Genomic DNA, 17,505 nt, shown 5'->3' with positions numbered 1-17,505 from the left:
GCCGACCACTTGGGTATGAGGTGAAGCTATGTTAAACCGCGAGCTCGAAGTCACCCTCAATCTTGCCTTCAAGGAGGCCCGTTCGAAGCGTCATGAGTTCATGACCGTCGAGCATTTGCTGCTGGCACTCCTTGACAATGAGGCTGCCGCGACCGTTCTGCGCGCCTGTGGCGCCAATCTCGACAAGCTCAAGCATGACCTGCAAGAGTTCATCGACTCCACCACGCCGTTGATCCCTGTCAACGACGAAGACCGTGAAACCCAGCCGACCCTGGGCTTCCAGCGCGTGCTGCAGCGTGCCGTGTTCCACGTGCAAAGCTCTGGCAAGCGCGAAGTGACCGGCGCCAACGTGCTGGTGGCGATCTTCAGCGAACAGGAAAGCCAGGCCGTGTTCCTGCTCAAGCAGCAGAGCGTGGCCCGTATCGACGTGGTCAACTACATCGCCCATGGCATCTCCAAGGTGCCAGGGCATGGCGCACAGTCTGAAAGCGAGCAGGACATGCAGGACGATGAGGGGGGCGAAACCTCCTCTTCGAGCAACCCGCTGGACGCCTACGCCAGCAACCTGAACGAGCTGGCCCGTGCCGGCCGTATCGATCCGCTGGTAGGTCGCGAGCAGGAAGTGGAGCGTGTGGCGCAAATCCTCGCTCGTCGGCGCAAGAACAACCCGCTGTTGGTGGGTGAGGCAGGCGTGGGCAAGACGGCCATCGCCGAAGGCCTGGCCAAGCGCATCGTCGATGGTCAGGTGCCTGACCTGCTGGCGCAGAGCGTGGTGTACTCCCTTGATCTGGGCGCCTTGCTGGCCGGTACCAAATACCGTGGTGACTTCGAGAAGCGCTTCAAGGCGCTGCTCGGTGAGCTGCGCAAGCGTCCGCAGGCCATCCTGTTCATCGACGAAATTCACACCATCATCGGCGCCGGTGCGGCGTCGGGCGGGGTGATGGATGCCTCCAACCTGCTCAAGCCGCTGCTGTCGTCGGGTGAAATCCGCTGCATCGGTTCGACTACGTTCCAGGAGTTTCGCGGCATCTTCGAGAAGGATCGTGCCCTGGCGCGTCGCTTCCAGAAGGTGGATGTCAGCGAGCCATCGGTCGAAGACACCGTGGGCATTCTGCGCGGCCTGAAAGGGCGTTTCGAAAGCCACCACAACATCGAGTACAGCGACGAGGCCCTGCGCGCCGCTGCCGAACTGGCTTCGCGCTACATCAATGACCGGCACATGCCTGACAAGGCCATCGATGTGATCGACGAGGCTGGCGCCTACCAGCGCCTGCAGCCAGAGGCCAGTCGCGTCAAGCGCATCGATGTGCCGCAAGTAGAGGACATCGTCGCCAAGATTGCGCGAATTCCGCCGAAGCACGTCACCAGTTCCGACAAGGAGCTGCTGCGCAACCTTGAGCGCGACCTGAAACTGACCGTGTTTGGCCAGGACCAGGCAATCGACTCGCTGGCCACCGCGATCAAGTTGTCCCGTGCCGGCCTCAAGTCGCCAGACAAGCCGGTGGGTTCGTTCCTGTTCGCCGGCCCTACCGGCGTCGGCAAGACCGAAGCGGCGCGGCAATTGGCCAAGGCGCTGGGTGTGGAGTTGGTGCGTTTCGACATGTCTGAGTACATGGAGCGCCACACCGTGTCGCGTTTGATTGGTGCGCCGCCGGGTTATGTCGGTTTCGACCAGGGTGGCTTGTTGACCGAGGCAATCACCAAACAGCCGCACTGCGTATTGTTGCTCGACGAAATCGAGAAGGCCCACCCGGAAGTCTTCAATCTGCTGCTGCAGGTGATGGACCACGGTACCCTGACCGACAACAACGGGCGCAAGGCCGACTTCCGTAACGTGATCCTGATCATGACCACCAACGCCGGTGCAGAAACTGCGGCGCGGGCGTCGATCGGCTTTACTCATCAGGACCACGCGTCCGATGCCATGGAAGTGATCCGCAAGAGCTTCACGCCAGAGTTCCGCAACCGTCTGGATACCATCATCCAGTTTGGCCGCCTGAGCACGGAGACCATCAAAAGCATCGTCGACAAGTTCCTTATCGAATTGCAGGCGCAGCTGGAAGACAAGCGTGTGCTGCTGGAAGTCAGCGATGAAGCACGCGGTTGGCTGGCGGTTTCGGGCTATGACGTGCAGATGGGCGCGCGGCCAATGGCGCGGCTGATCCAGGACAAGATCAAGCGGCCGCTGGCCGAGGAGATCCTGTTTGGCGAGCTGGCCGAGCATGGTGGCGTGGTGCATGTCGACCTGCGCGATGGCGAACTGGTGTTCGACTTCGAAACCACGGCTGAGGTCGCGTGATGTGCAGGGGCTGCCTTGCAGCCCCTGCAATTTCTTGAGGCACAAAAAAGCCCGGCACCTGGCCGGGCTTTTTCATGGCTTGAGCTTAGCGCGCACGGTAGGTGATGCGGCCCTTGCTCAGGTCGTACGGCGTCAGTTCGACGCGGACCTTGTCGCCAGTGAGAATGCGGATGTAGTTCTTGCGCATCTTTCCGGAGATGTGCGCGGTTACGACGTGCCCGTTTTCCAACTCCACGCGGAACATGGTGTTGGGCAGGGTGTCGACGACAGTACCTTCCATTTCGAAGCTGTCTTCTTTCGACATGCAGTTGAGCCCTCGGATCCAATGTTAGCCCGACGCATATCCGCACCGGGCAAAAAAGTGGCGTGGATTATGCCGGAAAACTGCGTGTCAAGCCAATGCTTTCAGTTGAGGGTGACCCAGCGCTGGTTTATCAGCAGCTCGATAGGTCGGTACTGCGTCTTGTAGTTCATCTTCTTGCAGTTCTTGATCCAGTAGCCCAGGTAAACCGCCTCCAGGTTCTGGCGCAGCGCTTCGGTGATCTGCCAGAGAATGGCGAAACGGCCAAGGCTGCGGCGCTCCTCGTCCGGTTCGTAGAAGGTGTACACCGCCGACAGGCCATTGGGCAGCAGGTCGCACACTGCCACCGCCATCAACCGGCCTTCCAGGCGAAACTCGTAGAACCAGCAGAACGGCAGGTCGCGTACCAGGAAGGTGGAAAACTGATCGCGGCTGGGCGGGTACATGTCGCCATCGGCGTGGCGCGTTTCGATATAGCGCCGGTACAGCTCGAAGTACTCTTCCTTGAACGCCGGGCGCGCTGCGGTTACGGTCAGGTCGGCGTTACGTTTGAGTATGCGACGCTGCTGGCGGTTGGGGATGAAGCGCGCCGCCGGGATGCGCGCCGGCACGCAGGCGTTGCAGTTCTGGCAGTGTGGGCGGTACAGGTGGTCGCCACTGCGGCGAAAGCCCATTTCCGACAAATCGGCGTACACGTGCACGTCCATCGGCTGGCTGGGGTCGAGGAACAGCGTGGTCGCCTGCTCCTCCGGCAGGTAGCTGCAGGAGTGGGGCTGAGTGGCATAGAACTTCAACCGCGCCAACTCTGTCATGATCAACCCCTTCGGTGAGACTTTGTTTTAAGTGTAAGCCAGCTACGGGAACTCGCCTAGGCAACCCATGAAGCGCTGTTGGGCTGGTCAAGGTGGCGTGCCAGGTAGCTGGCGAACTCGGCACGGCTGATGGCGTGGGCGCCCAGGCTGTGCAGGTGGTTGGTCGGCATCTGGCAGTCGATAAGCACGAAGCCGGCGTCTCGCAGGTGGTTGACCAAGGTCACGAAACCGACCTTGGAGGCGTTGTCGGCGCGGCTGAACATCGATTCGCCAAAGAACAGCTGGCCCATGGCCAGACCGTACAGGCCCCCGACCAGTTCGCCGTCCTGGCGAACTTCGACCGAATGGGCGATGCCACGGCGGTGCAGTTCGCAGTAGGCGTTGCGCATGGTGTCGGTGATCCAGGTGCCGTCAGCGTAGTCGCGAGGCGCGGCGCAGGCGGCGATCACGGCCGGGAAGTCGGTGTCGAAGCTGACCTGGTAGCGGCCTTGGCGCATCAGCTTGGCCAGCGAGCGTGACACATGCAACTGGTCAGGCAACAACACCGTGCGCGGGTCGGGTGACCACCACAGGATCGGTTGGCCGTCCTGGTACCACGGAAAGCAGCCATGGCGATACGCCTGCACCAGGCGCTCGGGGCTCAGGTCGCCGCCGGCGGCCAGTAGGCCGTTGGGGTCGTGCAGCGCCTTTTCCAGGGGCGGGAAGGTCAGCGAGTCGCGGGTCAGCCAGGTGAGCATGGTCTATCGTGCGGTGGGGGAGGGGAGAGGGCAGCATGGCTTGGGTGAAAAGCGGGGTCAATCTCTTTGGGGGTTTCAAAGCCAGCGCGGTAACCTGCACAAGGCTATCCCTACAGGGAAGTGAGGCAGTTTTGCGGCAATTCAGGGCAATTTCCTACACATTCATCAAACCGCAGGCACCATCCGCTACATTTGCTGTCACACCTGTGCAAAAACACAGCATAAGCCTTTGTCACGAAAGAAAATGCATGCTCAAATTGCAGCTATATGAATTCGCCCCCGGCCAAACCCCCATACGGCGTGCCGCCATGGCGGCTGGCGGGCAGTAATGTTAAAAGTAGTGGTTCGTTGGTCGCGCAGCGGCCGATCACTATTGGACGCGCACCACGCGCAGGAATAGACGCGTTTTGAAGAAATCCACCGCAACTCCAGCTCCATTGCCTGTGCCACTGTGGCGGCAGCAGCTGCATTATCGCCTCAAGGAAGGTGCGTTGATCGCTGTCGGCGCTCTGTGCCTGTACCTGTGGATGGCGCTGCTGACCTACGATACGTCGGACCCGGGCTTCAGCCACACCAGCAACGTCGACCAGGTGCAGAATGCGGCCGGGCGTGCCGGTGCCTACTTCGCCGACATCCTGTTCATGGTGCTGGGTTACTTCGCCTATATTTTCCCGCTGCTGCTGGCGGTCAAGACCTGGCAGATTTTCCGCGAACGCCACCAGCCATGGGACTGGAGCGGCTGGCTGTTCTCCTGGCGGCTGATTGGCCTGGTGTTCCTGGTGTTGTCGGGGGCGGCACTGGCGCATATCCACTTCCACCCGCCCGCCAGCCTGCCGTTCTCCGCCGGTGGAGCACTGGGCGAAAGCCTGGGCGACCTGGCGCGCAACCTGCTGAACGTGCAGGGCAGCACGCTGATGTTCATTGCCCTGTTCCTGTTCGGCCTGACCGTCTTCACCGACCTGTCGTGGTTCAAGGTGATGGACCTGACCGGCAAGATCACCCTCGACCTGTTCGAACTGGTGCAAGGGGCTGCCACCCGCTGGTGGGAAGCGCGCAACGAGCGCAAGCGCCTTGAGGCACAGCTGCGCGAGGACGAACCGGTGTTCAAGGCCGCGCCGATGGCTGCCGAGAAGCGCGAGCCGGCCAAGCCGTCACTGCGCGAGCGCATCCTCAAGCGTGAAGAGCCACCCGCTCAGCCGGTCGAGCCACGTGAGCCAACCCTTGCGCGCGAACCGATTGTGCCGCCACGTGAAACGGCGCCTGAGGCATTGGCGCCGCGTGAAACCGTGGTGCCCCGCCAGCAGCACGCAGCGCCCACCATTGTGCCGCCGTCAGCCGCCAGCAGAGCGCCGGAGCCGAGCAAGCGGGCGATGAAGGAAAAGCAGGCGCCGCTGTTCGTCGACAGCGCCGTGGAAGGCACCTTGCCCTCGATTTCCATCCTCGACCCGGCCGAACAGAAGAAGATCGAGTATTCGCCAGAATCCCTGGCCGGCGTCGGCCAGCTGCTGGAAATCAAGCTCAAGGAGTTCGGTGTGGAAGTGGCGGTGGATTCGATCCACCCCGGCCCGGTGATTACCCGTTACGAAATCCAGCCGGCCGCCGGTGTGAAGGTCAGCCGCATCGCCAACCTGGCCAAGGACCTGGCGCGTTCGCTGGCCGTGACCAGTGTGCGAGTGGTCGAGGTCATCCCTGGCAAGACCACGGTAGGTATCGAGATACCCAACGAAAACCGCCAGATGGTGCGCTTCTCCGAAGTGCTGGCCACGCCGCAGTACGACGAGCAGAAATCGCCCGTCACGCTGGCGCTGGGCCACGACATTGGCGGCAAGCCGGTGATCACCGACCTGGCCAAGATGCCGCACCTGTTGGTGGCCGGTACTACCGGCTCCGGTAAGTCGGTGGGTGTGAACGCGATGATTTTGTCGATCCTGTTCAAGTCCAGCCCGGAAGACGCGCGGCTGATCATGATCGACCCGAAAATGCTTGAACTGTCGATCTACGAAGGCATCCCGCACCTGCTGTGCCCGGTGGTCACCGACATGAAGGACGCCGCCAATGCCCTGCGCTGGAGCGTGGCCGAAATGGAGCGGCGCTACAAACTGATGGCGGCCATGGGCGTGCGTAACCTGGCTGGTTTCAACCGCAAGATCAAGGACGCCCAGGAAGCCGGCGAAATTATCCATGACCCGCTGTATCGCCGTGAGAGCATGGACGATGAGCCGCCTGCGCTGAAAACCCTGCCGACCATCGTGGTGGTGGTGGACGAATTCGCCGACATGATGATGATCGTCGGCAAGAAGGTCGAAGAGCTGATCGCCCGTATCGCGCAGAAGGCACGGGCGGCCGGTATTCACCTGATCCTCGCCACCCAGCGCCCGTCGGTGGACGTGATCACCGGCCTGATCAAGGCCAACATCCCGACTCGTATGGCGTTCCAGGTGTCGAGCAAGATCGACTCGCGTACCATCATCGACCAGGGCGGTGCCGAACAGCTGCTGGGCCATGGCGACATGCTGTACATGCCGCCGGGCACCAGCCTGCCGATCCGGGTGCACGGCGCATTCGTGTCCGACGACGAAGTGCACCGCACGGTCGAGGCGTGGAAGCTGCGTGGCGCCCCGGACTACAACGACGACATCCTCAACGGCGTCGAAGAGGCCGGTAGCGGCTTTGACGGCGGCGGCGGCGGTGGCGAGGGTGACGATGCCGAAACCGACGCCCTGTATGATGAGGCGGTGCAATTCGTGCTCGAGAGCCGTCGCGCCTCCATTTCTGCCGTGCAACGCAAGCTGAAGATCGGCTACAACCGTGCCGCGCGCATGATCGAGTCGATGGAGATGGCCGGCGTTGTCACCCCGATGAACAGCAACGGCTCGCGGGAAGTGATAGCCCCGGGCGGCCCGCGCGACTGATGAACACCCTGCCTGGCGCCAACGGTGGCGCCAGGCCTTTTCAACGCTCAATGAGGATTCCCATGCGCGCGATTCGCATGCTGTTGGTTTCTGCCCTGACCCTGGGCTCGGTTACTGCTTATGCCGGTGAGCAAGACGTACAACGCCTGACCCAGTTGCTGGAAAAGTCGCAGACCATCGAGGCCAACTTCTCCCAGCTGACCCTGGGCGCCGATGGCACCAGCCTGCAGGAAACCTCGGGCAAGATGACGGTCAAGCGCCCGGGCCTGTTCTACTGGCACACCGATGCACCGCAGGAGCAGGTGGTGGTGTCGGACGGCAAGAACGTCACCCTGTGGGACCCGGACCTGGAACAGGCCACCATCAAGAAGCTCGACGTGCGCCTGAACCAGACCCCGGCCTTGTTGCTGTCCGGTGACGTGTCGAAGATCAGCCAGAGCTTTGATATTGCGTCCAAGGAGCAGGGCGAAGTAATGGACTTCACCCTCAAGCCAAAGACCAAGGACACCCTGTTCGACTCGCTGCGCGTGTCGTTCCGCAAAGGCCTGATCAATGACATGCAGCTGATCGACAGCGTCGGCCAGCGCACCAACATCCTGTTCAATGGCGTCAAGGCCAACCAGGCGGTGCCGGACAGCAAGTTCAAGTTCGACATCCCCAAGGGCGCGGACGTGATCAAGGAGTAACCAGAGCTCGCCATGGACCTGTTTCGAAGCGAACCCGTCGCCCAGCCCCTGGCCGCCCGTCTGCGCCCGTCCAGCCTGGATGAGTACGTCGGCCAGGAGCACCTGCTGGCGCGCGGTAAACCGCTGCGCGAAGCGCTGGAACAAGGTGCGCTGCACTCGATGATCTTCTGGGGGCCGCCCGGGGTCGGCAAGACCACGCTGGCGCGGTTGCTGGCGCAGTTCTGCGATGCGCACTTCGAAACGGTGTCGGCGGTGCTGGCCGGGGTGAAAGAGATCCGCCAGGCCGTGGAGGTGGCCAAACAGCAGGCTGGCCAATATGGCCGTCGCACCATCCTGTTCGTTGACGAGGTGCACCGCTTCAACAAGTCGCAGCAGGACGCCTTTTTGCCCTATGTCGAGGACGGCACCCTGCTGTTCATCGGTGCCACCACCGAAAACCCGTCGTTCGAGCTGAACAACGCGCTGCTGTCACGGGCGCGGGTGTATGTGCTCAAGAGCCTGGACGAAGCCGCCCTGCGCAAGCTGGTCAACCGTGCGCTGACGGAAGAGCGTGGCCTGGGCAAGCGCAACCTGCGGGTGGGCGACGACGCCTTCAAGATGCTGATGGCCGCAGCCGACGGCGATGGCCGGCGCATGCTCAACTTCCTCGAGAACGCCTCGGACCTGGCTGAAGACGGCAGCGAGATCGACGTCGAGATGCTACAGAGCCTGCTGGGTGACAGTCGCCGCCGCTTCGACAAAGGCGGCGAGGCGTTCTACGACCAGATATCCGCGCTGCACAAGTCGGTGCGTGGCTCCAATCCCGATGGCGCCCTGTACTGGTTTGCACGGATGCTCGACGGCGGCTGTGACCCGCTGTACATCGCCCGCCGCGTGGTGCGCATGGCCAGCGAGGACATCGGCAATGCCGACCCGCGTGCGCTTAGCCTGTGCCTGGCTGCCTGGGATGTGCAGGAGCGCCTTGGCAGCCCCGAGGGCGAGTTGGCGGTGGCCCAGGCCATCACCTACCTGGCCTGCGCACCCAAGAGCAACGCGGTGTACGTGGGTTTCAAGACCGCCCTGCGTGAAGCGGCCGAGCACGGTTCGCTGGAGGTGCCGTTGCACCTGCGCAATGCCCCGACCAAGCTGATGAAGCAGTTGGGCTATGGCGACGAGTACCGTTATGCCCATGATGAACCCGACGCCTACGCCGCCGGTGAGGATTACTTCCCCGACGAACTGGAGCCGCGCCAGTACTATCAGCCGGTGCCCCGTGGCCTGGAACTGAAAATTGGCGAGAAGCTGCGCCACCTGGCTGACCTCGACCGCAACAGCCCCCGCCAGCGGAGAAAACCATGATTGCACTCATCGCCGCGGTCAGCGCCGGTGGTATTGCTGGTACCTTGTTGCGCTTTGCTACCACCAACTGGGTGGCGGCTCACTGGCCACGGCACTTCTATGCCGGTACGCTGGCGGTCAACCTGGTTGGCTGCCTGCTGATCGGCTTGCTCTATGGCTTGTTCTTGCACAAGCCGCTGGCGCCGGTCGAATTGCGCGCCGGCCTGATTGTCGGCTTTCTCGGTGGCCTGACGACCTTTTCCTCCTTCTCGCTCGATACCGTGCGCCTGATGGAAAGCGGGCAAGTGCCCCTTGCCTTGGGCTATACCAGTATCAGCGTGGTGGGCGGGCTGCTCGCAACCTGGGCTGGCCTGTCCCTGACCCGATTCTGAACCAACACCTACATATAACGAGAGAACGATATGCTCGATTCCAAACTGTTACGCGGCCAACTTCAGGAAGTGGCGGACCGCCTGGCCTCCCGTGGCTTCAGCCTGGATGTCGCGCGCATCGAATCACTGGAAGAGCGCCGCAAGGCGGTGCAGACCCGCACCGAACAACTGCAGGCTGAGCGTAACGCCCGTTCCAAGTCCATCGGCCAGGCCAAGGCCAAGGGCGAAGACATCGCCCCGCTGATGGCTGACGTCGAGCGCATGGCCAACGAACTGGCTGCCGGCAAGGCTGAGCTGGACGCCATTCAGGCCGAGCTGGATGGCATCCTGCTGACCATTCCCAACCTGCCGGACGCCAGCGTGCCGGTCGGCGCCAGTGAAGACGACAACGTCGAAGTGCGCCGTTGGGGCACGCCGAAGGCGTTCGACTTCGAAATCAAGGACCATGTGGCCCTCGGTGAAATCAGCGGTGGCCTGGACTTCGAAGCGGCTGCCAAGCTGTCCGGTGCCCGTTTTGCTGTGCTGCGTGGTCCGGTTGCCCGTCTGCACCGCGCCCTGGCGCAGTTCATGATCAACCTGCACACCGGCGAACATGGCTACGAGGAACACTACACCCCGTACATGGTGCAGGCGCCCGCGCTGCAGGGCACTGGCCAGTTGCCGAAGTTCGAGGAAGACCTGTTCAAGATCACCCGCGAAGGCGAGGCTGACTTCTACCTGATCCCGACCGCCGAAGTGTCGCTGACCAACCTGGTGGCGGGTGAAATCCTCGACGCCAAGCAGCTGCCGCTCAAACTGGTTGCCCACACCCCTTGCTTCCGCAGCGAAGCCGGCGCTTCTGGCCGTGACACCCGCGGCATGATCCGCCAGCACCAATTCGACAAAGTCGAGATGGTGCAGGTGGTAGAGCCGTCCAAGTCGATGGAAGCCCTGGAAGGCCTGACTGCCAATGCCGAGCGCGTGCTGCAGCTGCTGGAGCTGCCATACCGCGTGCTGGCCCTGTGCACTGGCGACATGGGCTTTGGTGCGGTGAAAACCTACGATCTGGAAGTGTGGGTGCCGAGCCAGGACAAGTACCGCGAAATCAGCTCGTGCTCCAACTGTGGTGACTTCCAGGCGCGCCGCATGCAGGCTCGCTGGCGCAACCCGGAAACCGGCAAGCCAGAGCTGGTGCACACGCTCAACGGCTCCGGTCTGGCCGTAGGCCGTACCCTGGTTGCTGTGCTGGAAAACTACCAGCAGGCCGACGGTTCGATCCTAGTGCCGGAAGTGCTGAAGCCTTACATGGGCGGCGTCGAGGTCATCCGCTAAATGGATTACCTGCCGCTGTTCCACAAGCTGCAGGGCGGCCGCGTGCTGGTCGTCGGTGGCGGTGAGATCGCCTTGCGCAAGGCGCGCCTGCTGGCCGATGCCGGCGGCGTGCTGCGCGTGGTGGCGCCGGACGTCGACGGCCAGTTGGCCGCGTTGGCCCGGGAAGGTGGCGGTGAGGTGCTGGTGCGTGGCTATCAGGCAGCCGACCTGGTCGGTTGCCGGCTGGTGATCGCGGCGACTGACGACCCTGGGCTGAATGCCCAGGTGTCGGCCGATGCGCAGGCCCTTAGCCTGCCGGTCAATGTGGTGGATGCGCCGGCCCTGTGTACGGTGATCTTCCCGGCGATCGTGGACCGTTCGCCGCTGGTAATCGCTGTTTCCAGCGGCGGTGACGCCCCGGTACTGGCACGCCTGATTCGAGCCAAGCTCGAGGCGTGGATCCCTTCGGCCTATGGTGAGCTGGCCGGGCTGGCTGCACGCTTCCGGCACAAGGTCAAATCCCTGTACCCGGACGTCAACCAGCGTCGCGGCTTCTGGGAAACCGTGTTCCAGGGGCCGATCGCCGAGCGTCAGCTGGCCGGGCAGGGGGCTGAAGCCGAACGTCTGTTGCAGGCGATGGTGGACGGCGCACCGGTGCAGCAGGGTGGTGAGGTGTACTTGGTTGGTGCAGGCCCGGGTGATCCGGACTTGCTGACCTTCCGTGCCTTGCGCCTGATGCAGCAGGCCGACGTGGTGCTGTACGACCGCCTGGTCGCACCCGCCATCATCGATATGTGTCGCCGTGATGCCGAGCGTATCTACGTAGGCAAGCGGCGTGCTGACCATTCAGTGCCGCAGGACCAGATCAACCGCCTGTTGGTCGATCTGGCTCGGCAGGGTAAGCGGGTGCTGCGCCTGAAGGGTGGCGACCCGTTCATCTTCGGCCGGGGCGGCGAAGAGATCGAAGAGCTGGCCGAGCATTGCATTCCGTTCCAGGTGGTGCCAGGCATTACGGCGGCCAGCGGCTGCTCCGCGTATGGCGGCATTCCGCTGACTCACCGCGACTATGCCCAGTCGGTGCGCTTCGTCACCGGGCACCTCAAGGACGGCACCAGCAACCTGCCTTGGAATGACCTGGTGGCGCCGGCGCAGACCTTGGTGTTCTACATGGGCTTGGTGGGCTTGCCGACCATCTGTGCCGAGCTGATTCGCCACGGGCGCGCCGCGAGTACCCCGGCGGCGTTGGTGCAGCAGGGGACCACGCGTAATCAGCGCGTGTTCACCGGCACCTTGGCGGACTTGCCAGACCTGGTGGCCCAGCATGAGGTGCATGCGCCGACCCTGGTGATTGTGGGGGAAGTGGTGCAGTTGCGTGACAAGCTGGCCTGGTTCGAAGGTTCGCAGAACAGCTGAAATCGTTGGGGCCGCTTTGCGGCCCATCGCATATGCCCCAGGCATTGCAAGGTCCTTGTAAGAGCGGCCTTGTGTTGCGATGGGCTGCAAAGCAGCCCCGGCTTTCTCAAGCCTGCCAAATCCCTTTGCCCGCCAACCGCTCTCGATCATGCGGCAAGCCAAAGTCCTGCAAAGGCCCTTTAGGCACGATCCCGTTCGGGTTGATGGTCTTGTGGCTCATGTAATAGTGCTTCTGGATATGCTCCATGTTCACCGTACCCGCCACCCCAGGCCACTGGTACAGCTCACGCAGCCAGTTCGACAGGTTGTGGTAGTCGCTCAGGCGGCGCAGGTTGCACTTGAAGTGCCCGTGGTACACGGCATCGAAGCGCACCAGTGTAGTGAACAGGCGTACATCAGCCTCGGTCAGGTACTCACCCGCCAGGTAGCGATTGCGGCCTAGCAAGGCTTCCAGGTAATCCAGCTCGTTGAACACATCCTCAAAGGCAGCCTCGTAAGCGTCTTGCGTGGTAGCAAAGCCTGCGCGGTACACACCGTTGTTCACCGCCGGGTAGATGCGCTCGTTCAGTGCTTCGATGGTCGGGCGCAGCGATGCGGGGTAAAGGTCCAGGGTATTGCCGGTCAGCTCGTTGAACGCGCTGTTGAATATGCGGATGATTTCTGCCGACTCATTGTTGACGATGCGCTTCTCTTTCTTGTCCCACAGCACAGGCACCGTCACGCGCCCAGTGTAGTGCGGGTCATCCTGGGTGTAGCGCTGGTGCAGGTACTGCAGGGCGTCGAGGTGGTCCCCGCTGGAGCCTTGCTGCTGATCGAAGGTCCAGCCATGGTCCTGCATCAGCCAGCTGACCACCGACACGTCGATCAACGGCTCCAGGCCTTTCAGCGCGCGAAAGATCAGGGTGCGGTGGGCCCATGGGCAGGCCAGCGACACATACAGGTGGTAGCGGCCGGCCTCGGGGGCGGGCAGCTGATTACGGCGCTGGGCATTCTCCCGCTTGAACGTGCCGTCCTTGCCGTTTTCATACCACTGGTCGTGCCAGCGGCCGTCGATCAATAGGCCCATTGTGAGCTCCTGAAACAAAGTTGTTTGTCGTTGGAGCCCAGTCTAGGCCAAATCGTTCGAAGAAATAGCGCAAAGATCGGGGTTCTATTATCGGCTAAATCGATCTATTTCGAGTGTCCCAGTAGCCTTGCGCTGTGACGAACGCCTGCTCGCGGTGCTGTCCCAAACCACGCAGGGCCAGCGCCATGGTCGCAATCAGGGCCTTCTCGCCATAACTGTCTTCCACTTCGCCACGCCAGAACGCCAGCAAGTGCTCTGCCTGCAGGCTGGGCGGCTTGACATGGCGTCGTTCGCTCAGCGCTGGCCACTCTTCATCCCACGCCTCACCTGCCGTGGTGCCGTAGAGATGGCTGATGACATCGGGATTGACCTCGATTTCGCCGCCATCACCCTTGATCACCACGGCATGGTCGCCCAGCAAGCGGCTGGCCTCGCGGTGCACGGCCTGGTAACCGGGGTGAAAGATGCTCTGCAATCCACAGCGAGCGCCCAGCGGGTTGAGTACTCGAGCCAGCGAGTGGATGGGCGAGCGCAGGCCCAGGGTGTTGCGCAGGTCGATCATGCGTTGCAGCTGCGGCGCCCAGTCGTGCAGCGGGAAGAATGCCAGCTGGTGCTGGTCCAGCGCGTTGCCGACGGCGGCCCAGTCGCGGCACAGCGGAATCTGCAGCAGGTCGAGGAGTTGCTCTGTATACATACGCCCGGCAGTGTGTGCGCCGCCGCCGTGCATCAGAATGCGCACGCCATTGTTGGCCAGGCACTTGGCGGCCAGCAGGTACCAGGGCAGGTGACGCTTCTTGCCGGCGTACGTGGGCCAGTCCAGGTCAACGGCGATGCGTGGCGCCTGCAGGTGGGCGCGCAAGGCCTCGGTGAAGCCGGCCAGCTCTTCGGCGCTTTCTTCCTTGTGCCGCAGCAGCATGAGGAAGGCACCGAGCTGGGTGTCTTCGACCTTGCCTTCCAGCAGCAAGGTCATGGCTGCACGGGCCTCCTCGCGGGTCAGGCCACGCGCGCCGCGCTTGCCTTTGCCGAGAATGCGCACGAATTCGGCGAACGGGTGTTCGGCGGGGGTTTCCAGAGTGAGCGGACGAGGTTCGGTCATATGCAGTTGGTCGGCTTGGGCAGGCCCGCCAGCTTGGCGGCAAGTTTGGCGGGGGTGCCGTTGAACAGGCGGTTAAGGTGCGGGCTGTTGCCCTTTTCAGGGCCCAGCTTGAGGGCCGTGTACTTGATCAGCGGGCGGGTGGCCGGAGACAGCTGGTATTCCTGGTAGAACTGACGGAGCAGTTCGAGGATTTCCCAATGGTCCGCCGTCAACGGGATACCCTCGCGCTTGGCCAAAGCCTCGGCGGCGTCGTGGGACCAATCTTGCAGGTCGACCAGGAAGCCATCCTTGTCCAGGGCGATCACCTGATCGCCAACGGTGAGCGTATTCATAGCCAGCTGTTGACCTTATCGTATTGCAGCGACAGTTCGACGAACCCGGCGTAGTCCACGGCCTTTGCCAGGTCGTTGCCGACCGCGCGGGCCTGTACATCCTCGTCCAGGGCGAACAGGCGCTGGGCCAGGCCGGCGGCTTGCAGATGGCCATGCGGCTCGCTGCCGCTGCGCAGGGCATACACGGCATCGCCGCACAGCAGCAGGGCATCTTCGGCACCGAGCAGGCGCAGGCAACTGGCCAGGCGCTCGTCGCCAAACGGGGAATGGGCAATTACATGCAGGGTCTTCATCAGAGCGTTATCACCTGGTCGAAACGGGCTATCAGGGCGGTCAGCGCTGCGTCATCGAGCACTTGCACCGGCAGCGCCAGGGTTTCGGCTGCCAGGCCACGGCGGGCCAGGCTGTGGTTGCAGGCGAACAGTTCTTCGACACCGAACATCGGCAACGCCTGCAGGTTGGCGGCCAGGTTCTTCTGTTGCACGGCGGCGGGTTGCTGGTCTGGCGCGAGCTGGAACACCCCATCGTCGAGGAACAGCATGCCCAACGGCAGGTCGAACGCGCCGCCAGCCAGGGCGATGTCCAGCGCCTCGCGGGCAGAGGGGCCATTCCACGGTGCCTGACGGCTGATGATCAACAAGGACTTGGCCATATCAGTCGCCTCCGAAGCAGACAAGGCGGTCGGCCACTTGCGCGGCCTCGTGCAGTTGGCCCAGCCCCGACAGTTCCCAGGGCTTGGGCAGGTTCACGGCCGGGCGCTGGTAGCGGTTGGCCTCGGCTTCGTCGAGCACGCCACGGCGCAGGGCGGCGGCGATACACACCACGGCGTCCAGCTGATGGGTCTGTATGAAGGTGCGCCACTGGCCAGCCACGTCCAGTTCGTCCTGAGGGGCGACGACGTTGGCCGAGGCACTGTGCACCCCGTCCTGATAGAAGAACAGTCGGGCAATCTCATGCCCGCCGGCCAGCACCGCCTCGGCGAAGCGCAGGGCGCGTCGCGAAGAGGGCGCATGGGCCGGGGAGAACACCGCGATAGCGAATTTCATGGCTAACTCATGCAAAGGAATGGTGCCATGATAAAGCAAAAAAGCCCGCGCCCGCTTGTGCAAGCGGGCGCGGGCTACTCTCATTCAGTCTCAAGGTTCAAGCCTGCTCCTTGCCCTCCGGCAAGAACCAGTTCAGCACCAGCGCACAAATCCCTCCGGTAGCCACACCCGACTCCAGCACATTGCGAATCGCCGCCGGCATGTGCGCCAGGAACTCCGGCACCTGCGCCACACCCAGGCCCAGTGCCAACGACACGGCAATAATCAGCAGCGCCCGACGGTCCAGCCGGGTGCTGGCCAGAATATTGATCCCCGACGCCGCAACCGCACCAAACATGACCATCGCCGCGCCGCCCAGCACCGGCTCCGGCACGGCCTGAATCACCCCGGCAACACTCGGGAACAGACCCAGCAACACCAGCATCACGGCAATCCACATACCGATATGACGGCTGGCAATACCGGTCAGCTGAATCACCCCGTTGTTCTGGGCAAAAATCGAGCTAGGGAAGGTGTTGAACAGACCGGCCAGCAGCGAGTTGGCGCCGTTGACCAGCACGCCCCCCTTGATCCGCTGCATCCACATCGGCCCTTCGACCGGCTGGCGCGACACCTTGCTGGTGGCGGTAACGTCACCGATGGCTTCCAGCGAAGTGACCAGGTAGATCACCAGCATCGGAATGAACAGCGCCCACGAGAAGCCCAGGCCAAAGTGCAGCGGTGTCGGCACCTGGAACAGCGCGGCCTCGTGCATGCCGGTAAAGTCCAGGCGGCCCAGGTATCCGGCCAGCGCATAGCCGACCGCCAGGGCGATGACGATCGCGCAGCTGCGCATCCACACCACCGGGATACGGTTGAGAACGACGATGATCGCCAGTACCACGCCCGACATCAGCAGGTTTTCGCCATTGGCAAAGGTGCCATTGGCCATGGCACCAAAGCCACCGCCCATGCTGATCAAGCCGACCTTGATCAGCGTCAGGCCGATCATCAACACCACGATGCCAGTCACCAGCGGGGTGATCAGGCGTTTGACGAAGGGCAGGATGCGCGACACGCCCATCTCGACGAACGAGCCTGCGATTACTACGCCAAAAATGGCTGCCATTACGCCTTCAACCGGCGTGCCTTGCTTGACCATCAGCGCACCGCCGGCAATCAGCGGGCCGACGAAGTTGAAGCTGGTGCCCTGAACGATCAGCAGCCCCGCGCCAAATGGGCCGAAGCGTTTGCACTGGACGAAGGTGGCGATACCCGAGATCACCAGCGACATCGAAACGATCAAATTGGTATCACGTGCAGATACGCCCAGCGCCTGGCAGATCAGCAGGCCAGGGGTGACGATAGGTACGATGATCGCCAGCAAGTGCTGCAGGGCTGCCAGCAGGCCGATCAACAGCCGTGGCTTGTCCTCCAGACCAAGCACCAGTTCGTTGGCAGGCGCCGCTGCGCCTGGGCTGTGTTCGTGTGAGCTCATTGCTGAAAGCCGCCCCGGAAGAAAAAAGGAGCGCATTCTACGGGGTGATGATGGATAGCGGTAGAGAAAAGCAGGATGTCAGCATGATCGGCGACCATTTGCCTGATTATCTGACTTTTTGGTCAGTTATTGCGGTTACAGGCATAATTGGCTTGAAACTGATGTAGGTCCGCTGTTGGCGGTCAAGCTTTTCTGAGGTGTTCTACGCTTGTTTGTGTCAGGGCGGCAAGGCGCCTGCCTTGGTTTTTGTGGTGTTGCGTAGATCGAGCGCCGCCCGCGCGGCGCATCGCGAGCAAGCTCGCTCCTACATTTGTTTCGGGCCAATTATT

Annotated in this window: 17 protein-coding genes; 7 read left to right on the top strand and 10 right to left on the bottom strand. The window is 62.7% G+C overall.

Features of this window, described 5'->3' with window-relative positions:
• The first annotated feature begins 28 nt into the window (after nt 1-28).
• Nucleotides 29-2,299 (top strand): ATP-dependent Clp protease ATP-binding subunit ClpA, encoded by a 2,271-nt coding sequence (gene clpA / locus ACF8O8_RS02545; protein WP_010954812.1) that lies wholly within the window; start codon nt 29-31, stop codon nt 2,297-2,299.
• A gap of 85 nt (nt 2,300-2,384) precedes the next feature.
• Here clpA and infA read toward each other — a convergent pair whose 3' ends face one another.
• The 3 genes from infA to aat all read right to left on the bottom strand — a co-directional run bounded on the left by infA (nt 2,385) and on the right by aat (nt 4,149).
• The gene (infA, locus tag ACF8O8_RS02540) at nt 2,385-2,603 is read right to left on the bottom strand and encodes a translation initiation factor IF-1 (RefSeq protein WP_002553999.1); all 219 of its coding nucleotides are present in this window, start codon (nt 2,601-2,603) and stop codon (nt 2,385-2,387) included.
• Nucleotides 2,604-2,704: 101 nt separating this feature from the next.
• Nucleotides 2,705-3,412 carry an arginyltransferase gene (locus ACF8O8_RS02535; protein WP_003251215.1) on the bottom strand — a complete coding sequence of 236 codons (708 nt, stop codon included), beginning with the start codon at nt 3,410-3,412 and terminating at the stop codon, nt 2,705-2,707.
• Nucleotides 3,413-3,468: 56 nt separating this feature from the next.
• Nucleotides 3,469-4,149 (bottom strand): leucyl/phenylalanyl-tRNA--protein transferase, encoded by a 681-nt coding sequence (gene aat, locus ACF8O8_RS02530; RefSeq protein ID WP_003251213.1) that lies wholly within the window; start codon nt 4,147-4,149, stop codon nt 3,469-3,471.
• 407 nt (nt 4,150-4,556) lie between these two features.
• Between aat and ACF8O8_RS02525 the strand changes: the two genes are divergently transcribed.
• The 6 genes from ACF8O8_RS02525 to cysG all read left to right on the top strand — a co-directional run bounded on the left by ACF8O8_RS02525 (nt 4,557) and on the right by cysG (nt 12,159).
• Entirely contained in the window at nt 4,557-7,061 is a 2,505-nt protein-coding gene (locus tag ACF8O8_RS02525) for a DNA translocase FtsK (protein ID WP_014590374.1), read from the top strand.
• Nucleotides 7,062-7,123: 62 nt separating this feature from the next.
• The gene (gene lolA, locus ACF8O8_RS02520; RefSeq protein WP_003251209.1) at nt 7,124-7,747 is read left to right on the top strand and encodes an outer membrane lipoprotein chaperone LolA; all 624 of its coding nucleotides are present in this window, start codon (nt 7,124-7,126) and stop codon (nt 7,745-7,747) included.
• A 12-nt stretch (nt 7,748-7,759) separates the two neighbouring features.
• Nucleotides 7,760-9,085 carry a replication-associated recombination protein A gene (locus tag ACF8O8_RS02515; protein ID WP_010954809.1) on the top strand — a complete coding sequence of 442 codons (1,326 nt, stop codon included), beginning with the start codon at nt 7,760-7,762 and terminating at the stop codon, nt 9,083-9,085.
• Nucleotides 9,082-9,456, top strand: coding sequence for a fluoride efflux transporter CrcB (crcB, locus tag ACF8O8_RS02510; protein WP_003251205.1), 375 nt, complete (start codon nt 9,082-9,084; stop codon nt 9,454-9,456). Before ACF8O8_RS02515 ends, crcB begins: the two co-directional genes overlap by 4 nt.
• Nucleotides 9,457-9,486: 30 nt before the next feature.
• On the top strand, nt 9,487-10,767 hold the full coding sequence (serS, locus tag ACF8O8_RS02505) for a serine--tRNA ligase (protein ID WP_010954808.1): 1,281 nt from the start codon (nt 9,487-9,489) through the stop codon (nt 10,765-10,767).
• Nucleotides 10,768-12,159 carry a siroheme synthase CysG gene (gene cysG / locus ACF8O8_RS02500; protein WP_392509191.1) on the top strand — a complete coding sequence of 464 codons (1,392 nt, stop codon included), beginning with the start codon at nt 10,768-10,770 and terminating at the stop codon, nt 12,157-12,159.
• Between the two features lie 106 nt (nt 12,160-12,265).
• Here cysG and ACF8O8_RS02495 read toward each other — a convergent pair whose 3' ends face one another.
• The 7 genes from ACF8O8_RS02495 to ACF8O8_RS02465 form a co-directional block, all read right to left on the bottom strand.
• The gene (locus tag ACF8O8_RS02495; RefSeq protein WP_049587789.1) at nt 12,266-13,225 is read right to left on the bottom strand and encodes a glutathione S-transferase family protein; all 960 of its coding nucleotides are present in this window, start codon (nt 13,223-13,225) and stop codon (nt 12,266-12,268) included.
• Nucleotides 13,226-13,319: 94 nt separating this feature from the next.
• Nucleotides 13,320-14,321 carry a glycosyl transferase family protein gene (locus tag ACF8O8_RS02490; RefSeq protein WP_010954805.1) on the bottom strand — a complete coding sequence of 334 codons (1,002 nt, stop codon included), beginning with the start codon at nt 14,319-14,321 and terminating at the stop codon, nt 13,320-13,322.
• The gene (locus tag ACF8O8_RS02485; protein ID WP_010954804.1) at nt 14,318-14,653 is read right to left on the bottom strand and encodes a TusE/DsrC/DsvC family sulfur relay protein; all 336 of its coding nucleotides are present in this window, start codon (nt 14,651-14,653) and stop codon (nt 14,318-14,320) included. Before ACF8O8_RS02485 ends, ACF8O8_RS02490 begins: the two co-directional genes overlap by 4 nt.
• Nucleotides 14,650-14,946 (bottom strand): sulfurtransferase complex subunit TusB, encoded by a 297-nt coding sequence (tusB, locus tag ACF8O8_RS02480; RefSeq protein ID WP_003251193.1) that lies wholly within the window; start codon nt 14,944-14,946, stop codon nt 14,650-14,652. The genes ACF8O8_RS02485 and tusB overlap by 4 nt, the downstream gene beginning before the upstream one ends.
• A complete protein-coding gene (gene tusC, locus ACF8O8_RS02475) occupies nt 14,946-15,305 on the bottom strand; it encodes a sulfurtransferase complex subunit TusC (RefSeq protein WP_010954803.1) in 360 nt (119 codons plus the stop codon). Before tusC ends, tusB begins: the two co-directional genes overlap by 1 nt.
• A gap of 1 nt (nt 15,306) precedes the next feature.
• Nucleotides 15,307-15,699: a sulfurtransferase complex subunit TusD gene (gene tusD, locus ACF8O8_RS02470; protein ID WP_003251188.1), complete on the bottom strand. Its 393-nt coding sequence runs from the start codon at nt 15,697-15,699 to the stop codon at nt 15,307-15,309.
• A 97-nt stretch (nt 15,700-15,796) separates the two neighbouring features.
• Nucleotides 15,797-17,176 carry a nucleobase:cation symporter-2 family protein gene (locus ACF8O8_RS02465; protein ID WP_392509190.1) on the bottom strand — a complete coding sequence of 460 codons (1,380 nt, stop codon included), beginning with the start codon at nt 17,174-17,176 and terminating at the stop codon, nt 15,797-15,799.
• Between the last annotated feature and the right edge of the window lie 329 nt (nt 17,177-17,505).

It is taken from the genome of Pseudomonas sp. TYF_14 (assembly GCF_043105275.1).
Classification (GTDB): Bacteria; Pseudomonadota; Gammaproteobacteria; order Pseudomonadales; family Pseudomonadaceae; genus Aquipseudomonas; species Aquipseudomonas alloputida.
Note: the sequence above shows the minus strand (reverse complement) of the source record. Positions and strands in the feature narration are given on the sequence as shown.

Coding starts and splice junctions, on each gene's coding strand:
- ACF8O8_RS02515 (WP_010954809.1), top strand. CDS start 7,760: ATGGACCTGTTTCGAAGCGAACCCGTCGCCCAGCCCCTGGCCGCCCGT.
- infA (WP_002553999.1), bottom strand. CDS start 2,603: ATGTCGAAAGAAGACAGCTTCGAAATGGAAGGTACTGTCGTCGACACC.
- ACF8O8_RS02490 (WP_010954805.1), bottom strand. CDS start 14,321: ATGACCGAACCTCGTCCGCTCACTCTGGAAACCCCCGCCGAACACCCG.
- ACF8O8_RS02535 (WP_003251215.1), bottom strand. CDS start 3,412: ATGACAGAGTTGGCGCGGTTGAAGTTCTATGCCACTCAGCCCCACTCC.
- serS (WP_010954808.1), top strand. CDS start 9,487: ATGCTCGATTCCAAACTGTTACGCGGCCAACTTCAGGAAGTGGCGGAC.
- ACF8O8_RS02485 (WP_010954804.1), bottom strand. CDS start 14,653: ATGAATACGCTCACCGTTGGCGATCAGGTGATCGCCCTGGACAAGGAT.
- tusD (WP_003251188.1), bottom strand. CDS start 15,699: ATGAAATTCGCTATCGCGGTGTTCTCCCCGGCCCATGCGCCCTCTTCG.
- cysG (WP_392509191.1), top strand. CDS start 10,768: ATGGATTACCTGCCGCTGTTCCACAAGCTGCAGGGCGGCCGCGTGCTG.
- clpA (WP_010954812.1), top strand. CDS start 29: ATGTTAAACCGCGAGCTCGAAGTCACCCTCAATCTTGCCTTCAAGGAG.
- lolA (WP_003251209.1), top strand. CDS start 7,124: ATGCGCGCGATTCGCATGCTGTTGGTTTCTGCCCTGACCCTGGGCTCG.
- tusB (WP_003251193.1), bottom strand. CDS start 14,946: ATGAAGACCCTGCATGTAATTGCCCATTCCCCGTTTGGCGACGAGCGC.
- ACF8O8_RS02495 (WP_049587789.1), bottom strand. CDS start 13,225: ATGGGCCTATTGATCGACGGCCGCTGGCACGACCAGTGGTATGAAAAC.
- tusC (WP_010954803.1), bottom strand. CDS start 15,305: ATGGCCAAGTCCTTGTTGATCATCAGCCGTCAGGCACCGTGGAATGGC.
- ACF8O8_RS02465 (WP_392509190.1), bottom strand. CDS start 17,176: ATGAGCTCACACGAACACAGCCCAGGCGCAGCGGCGCCTGCCAACGAA.
- crcB (WP_003251205.1), top strand. CDS start 9,082: ATGATTGCACTCATCGCCGCGGTCAGCGCCGGTGGTATTGCTGGTACC.
- aat (WP_003251213.1), bottom strand. CDS start 4,149: ATGCTCACCTGGCTGACCCGCGACTCGCTGACCTTCCCGCCCCTGGAA.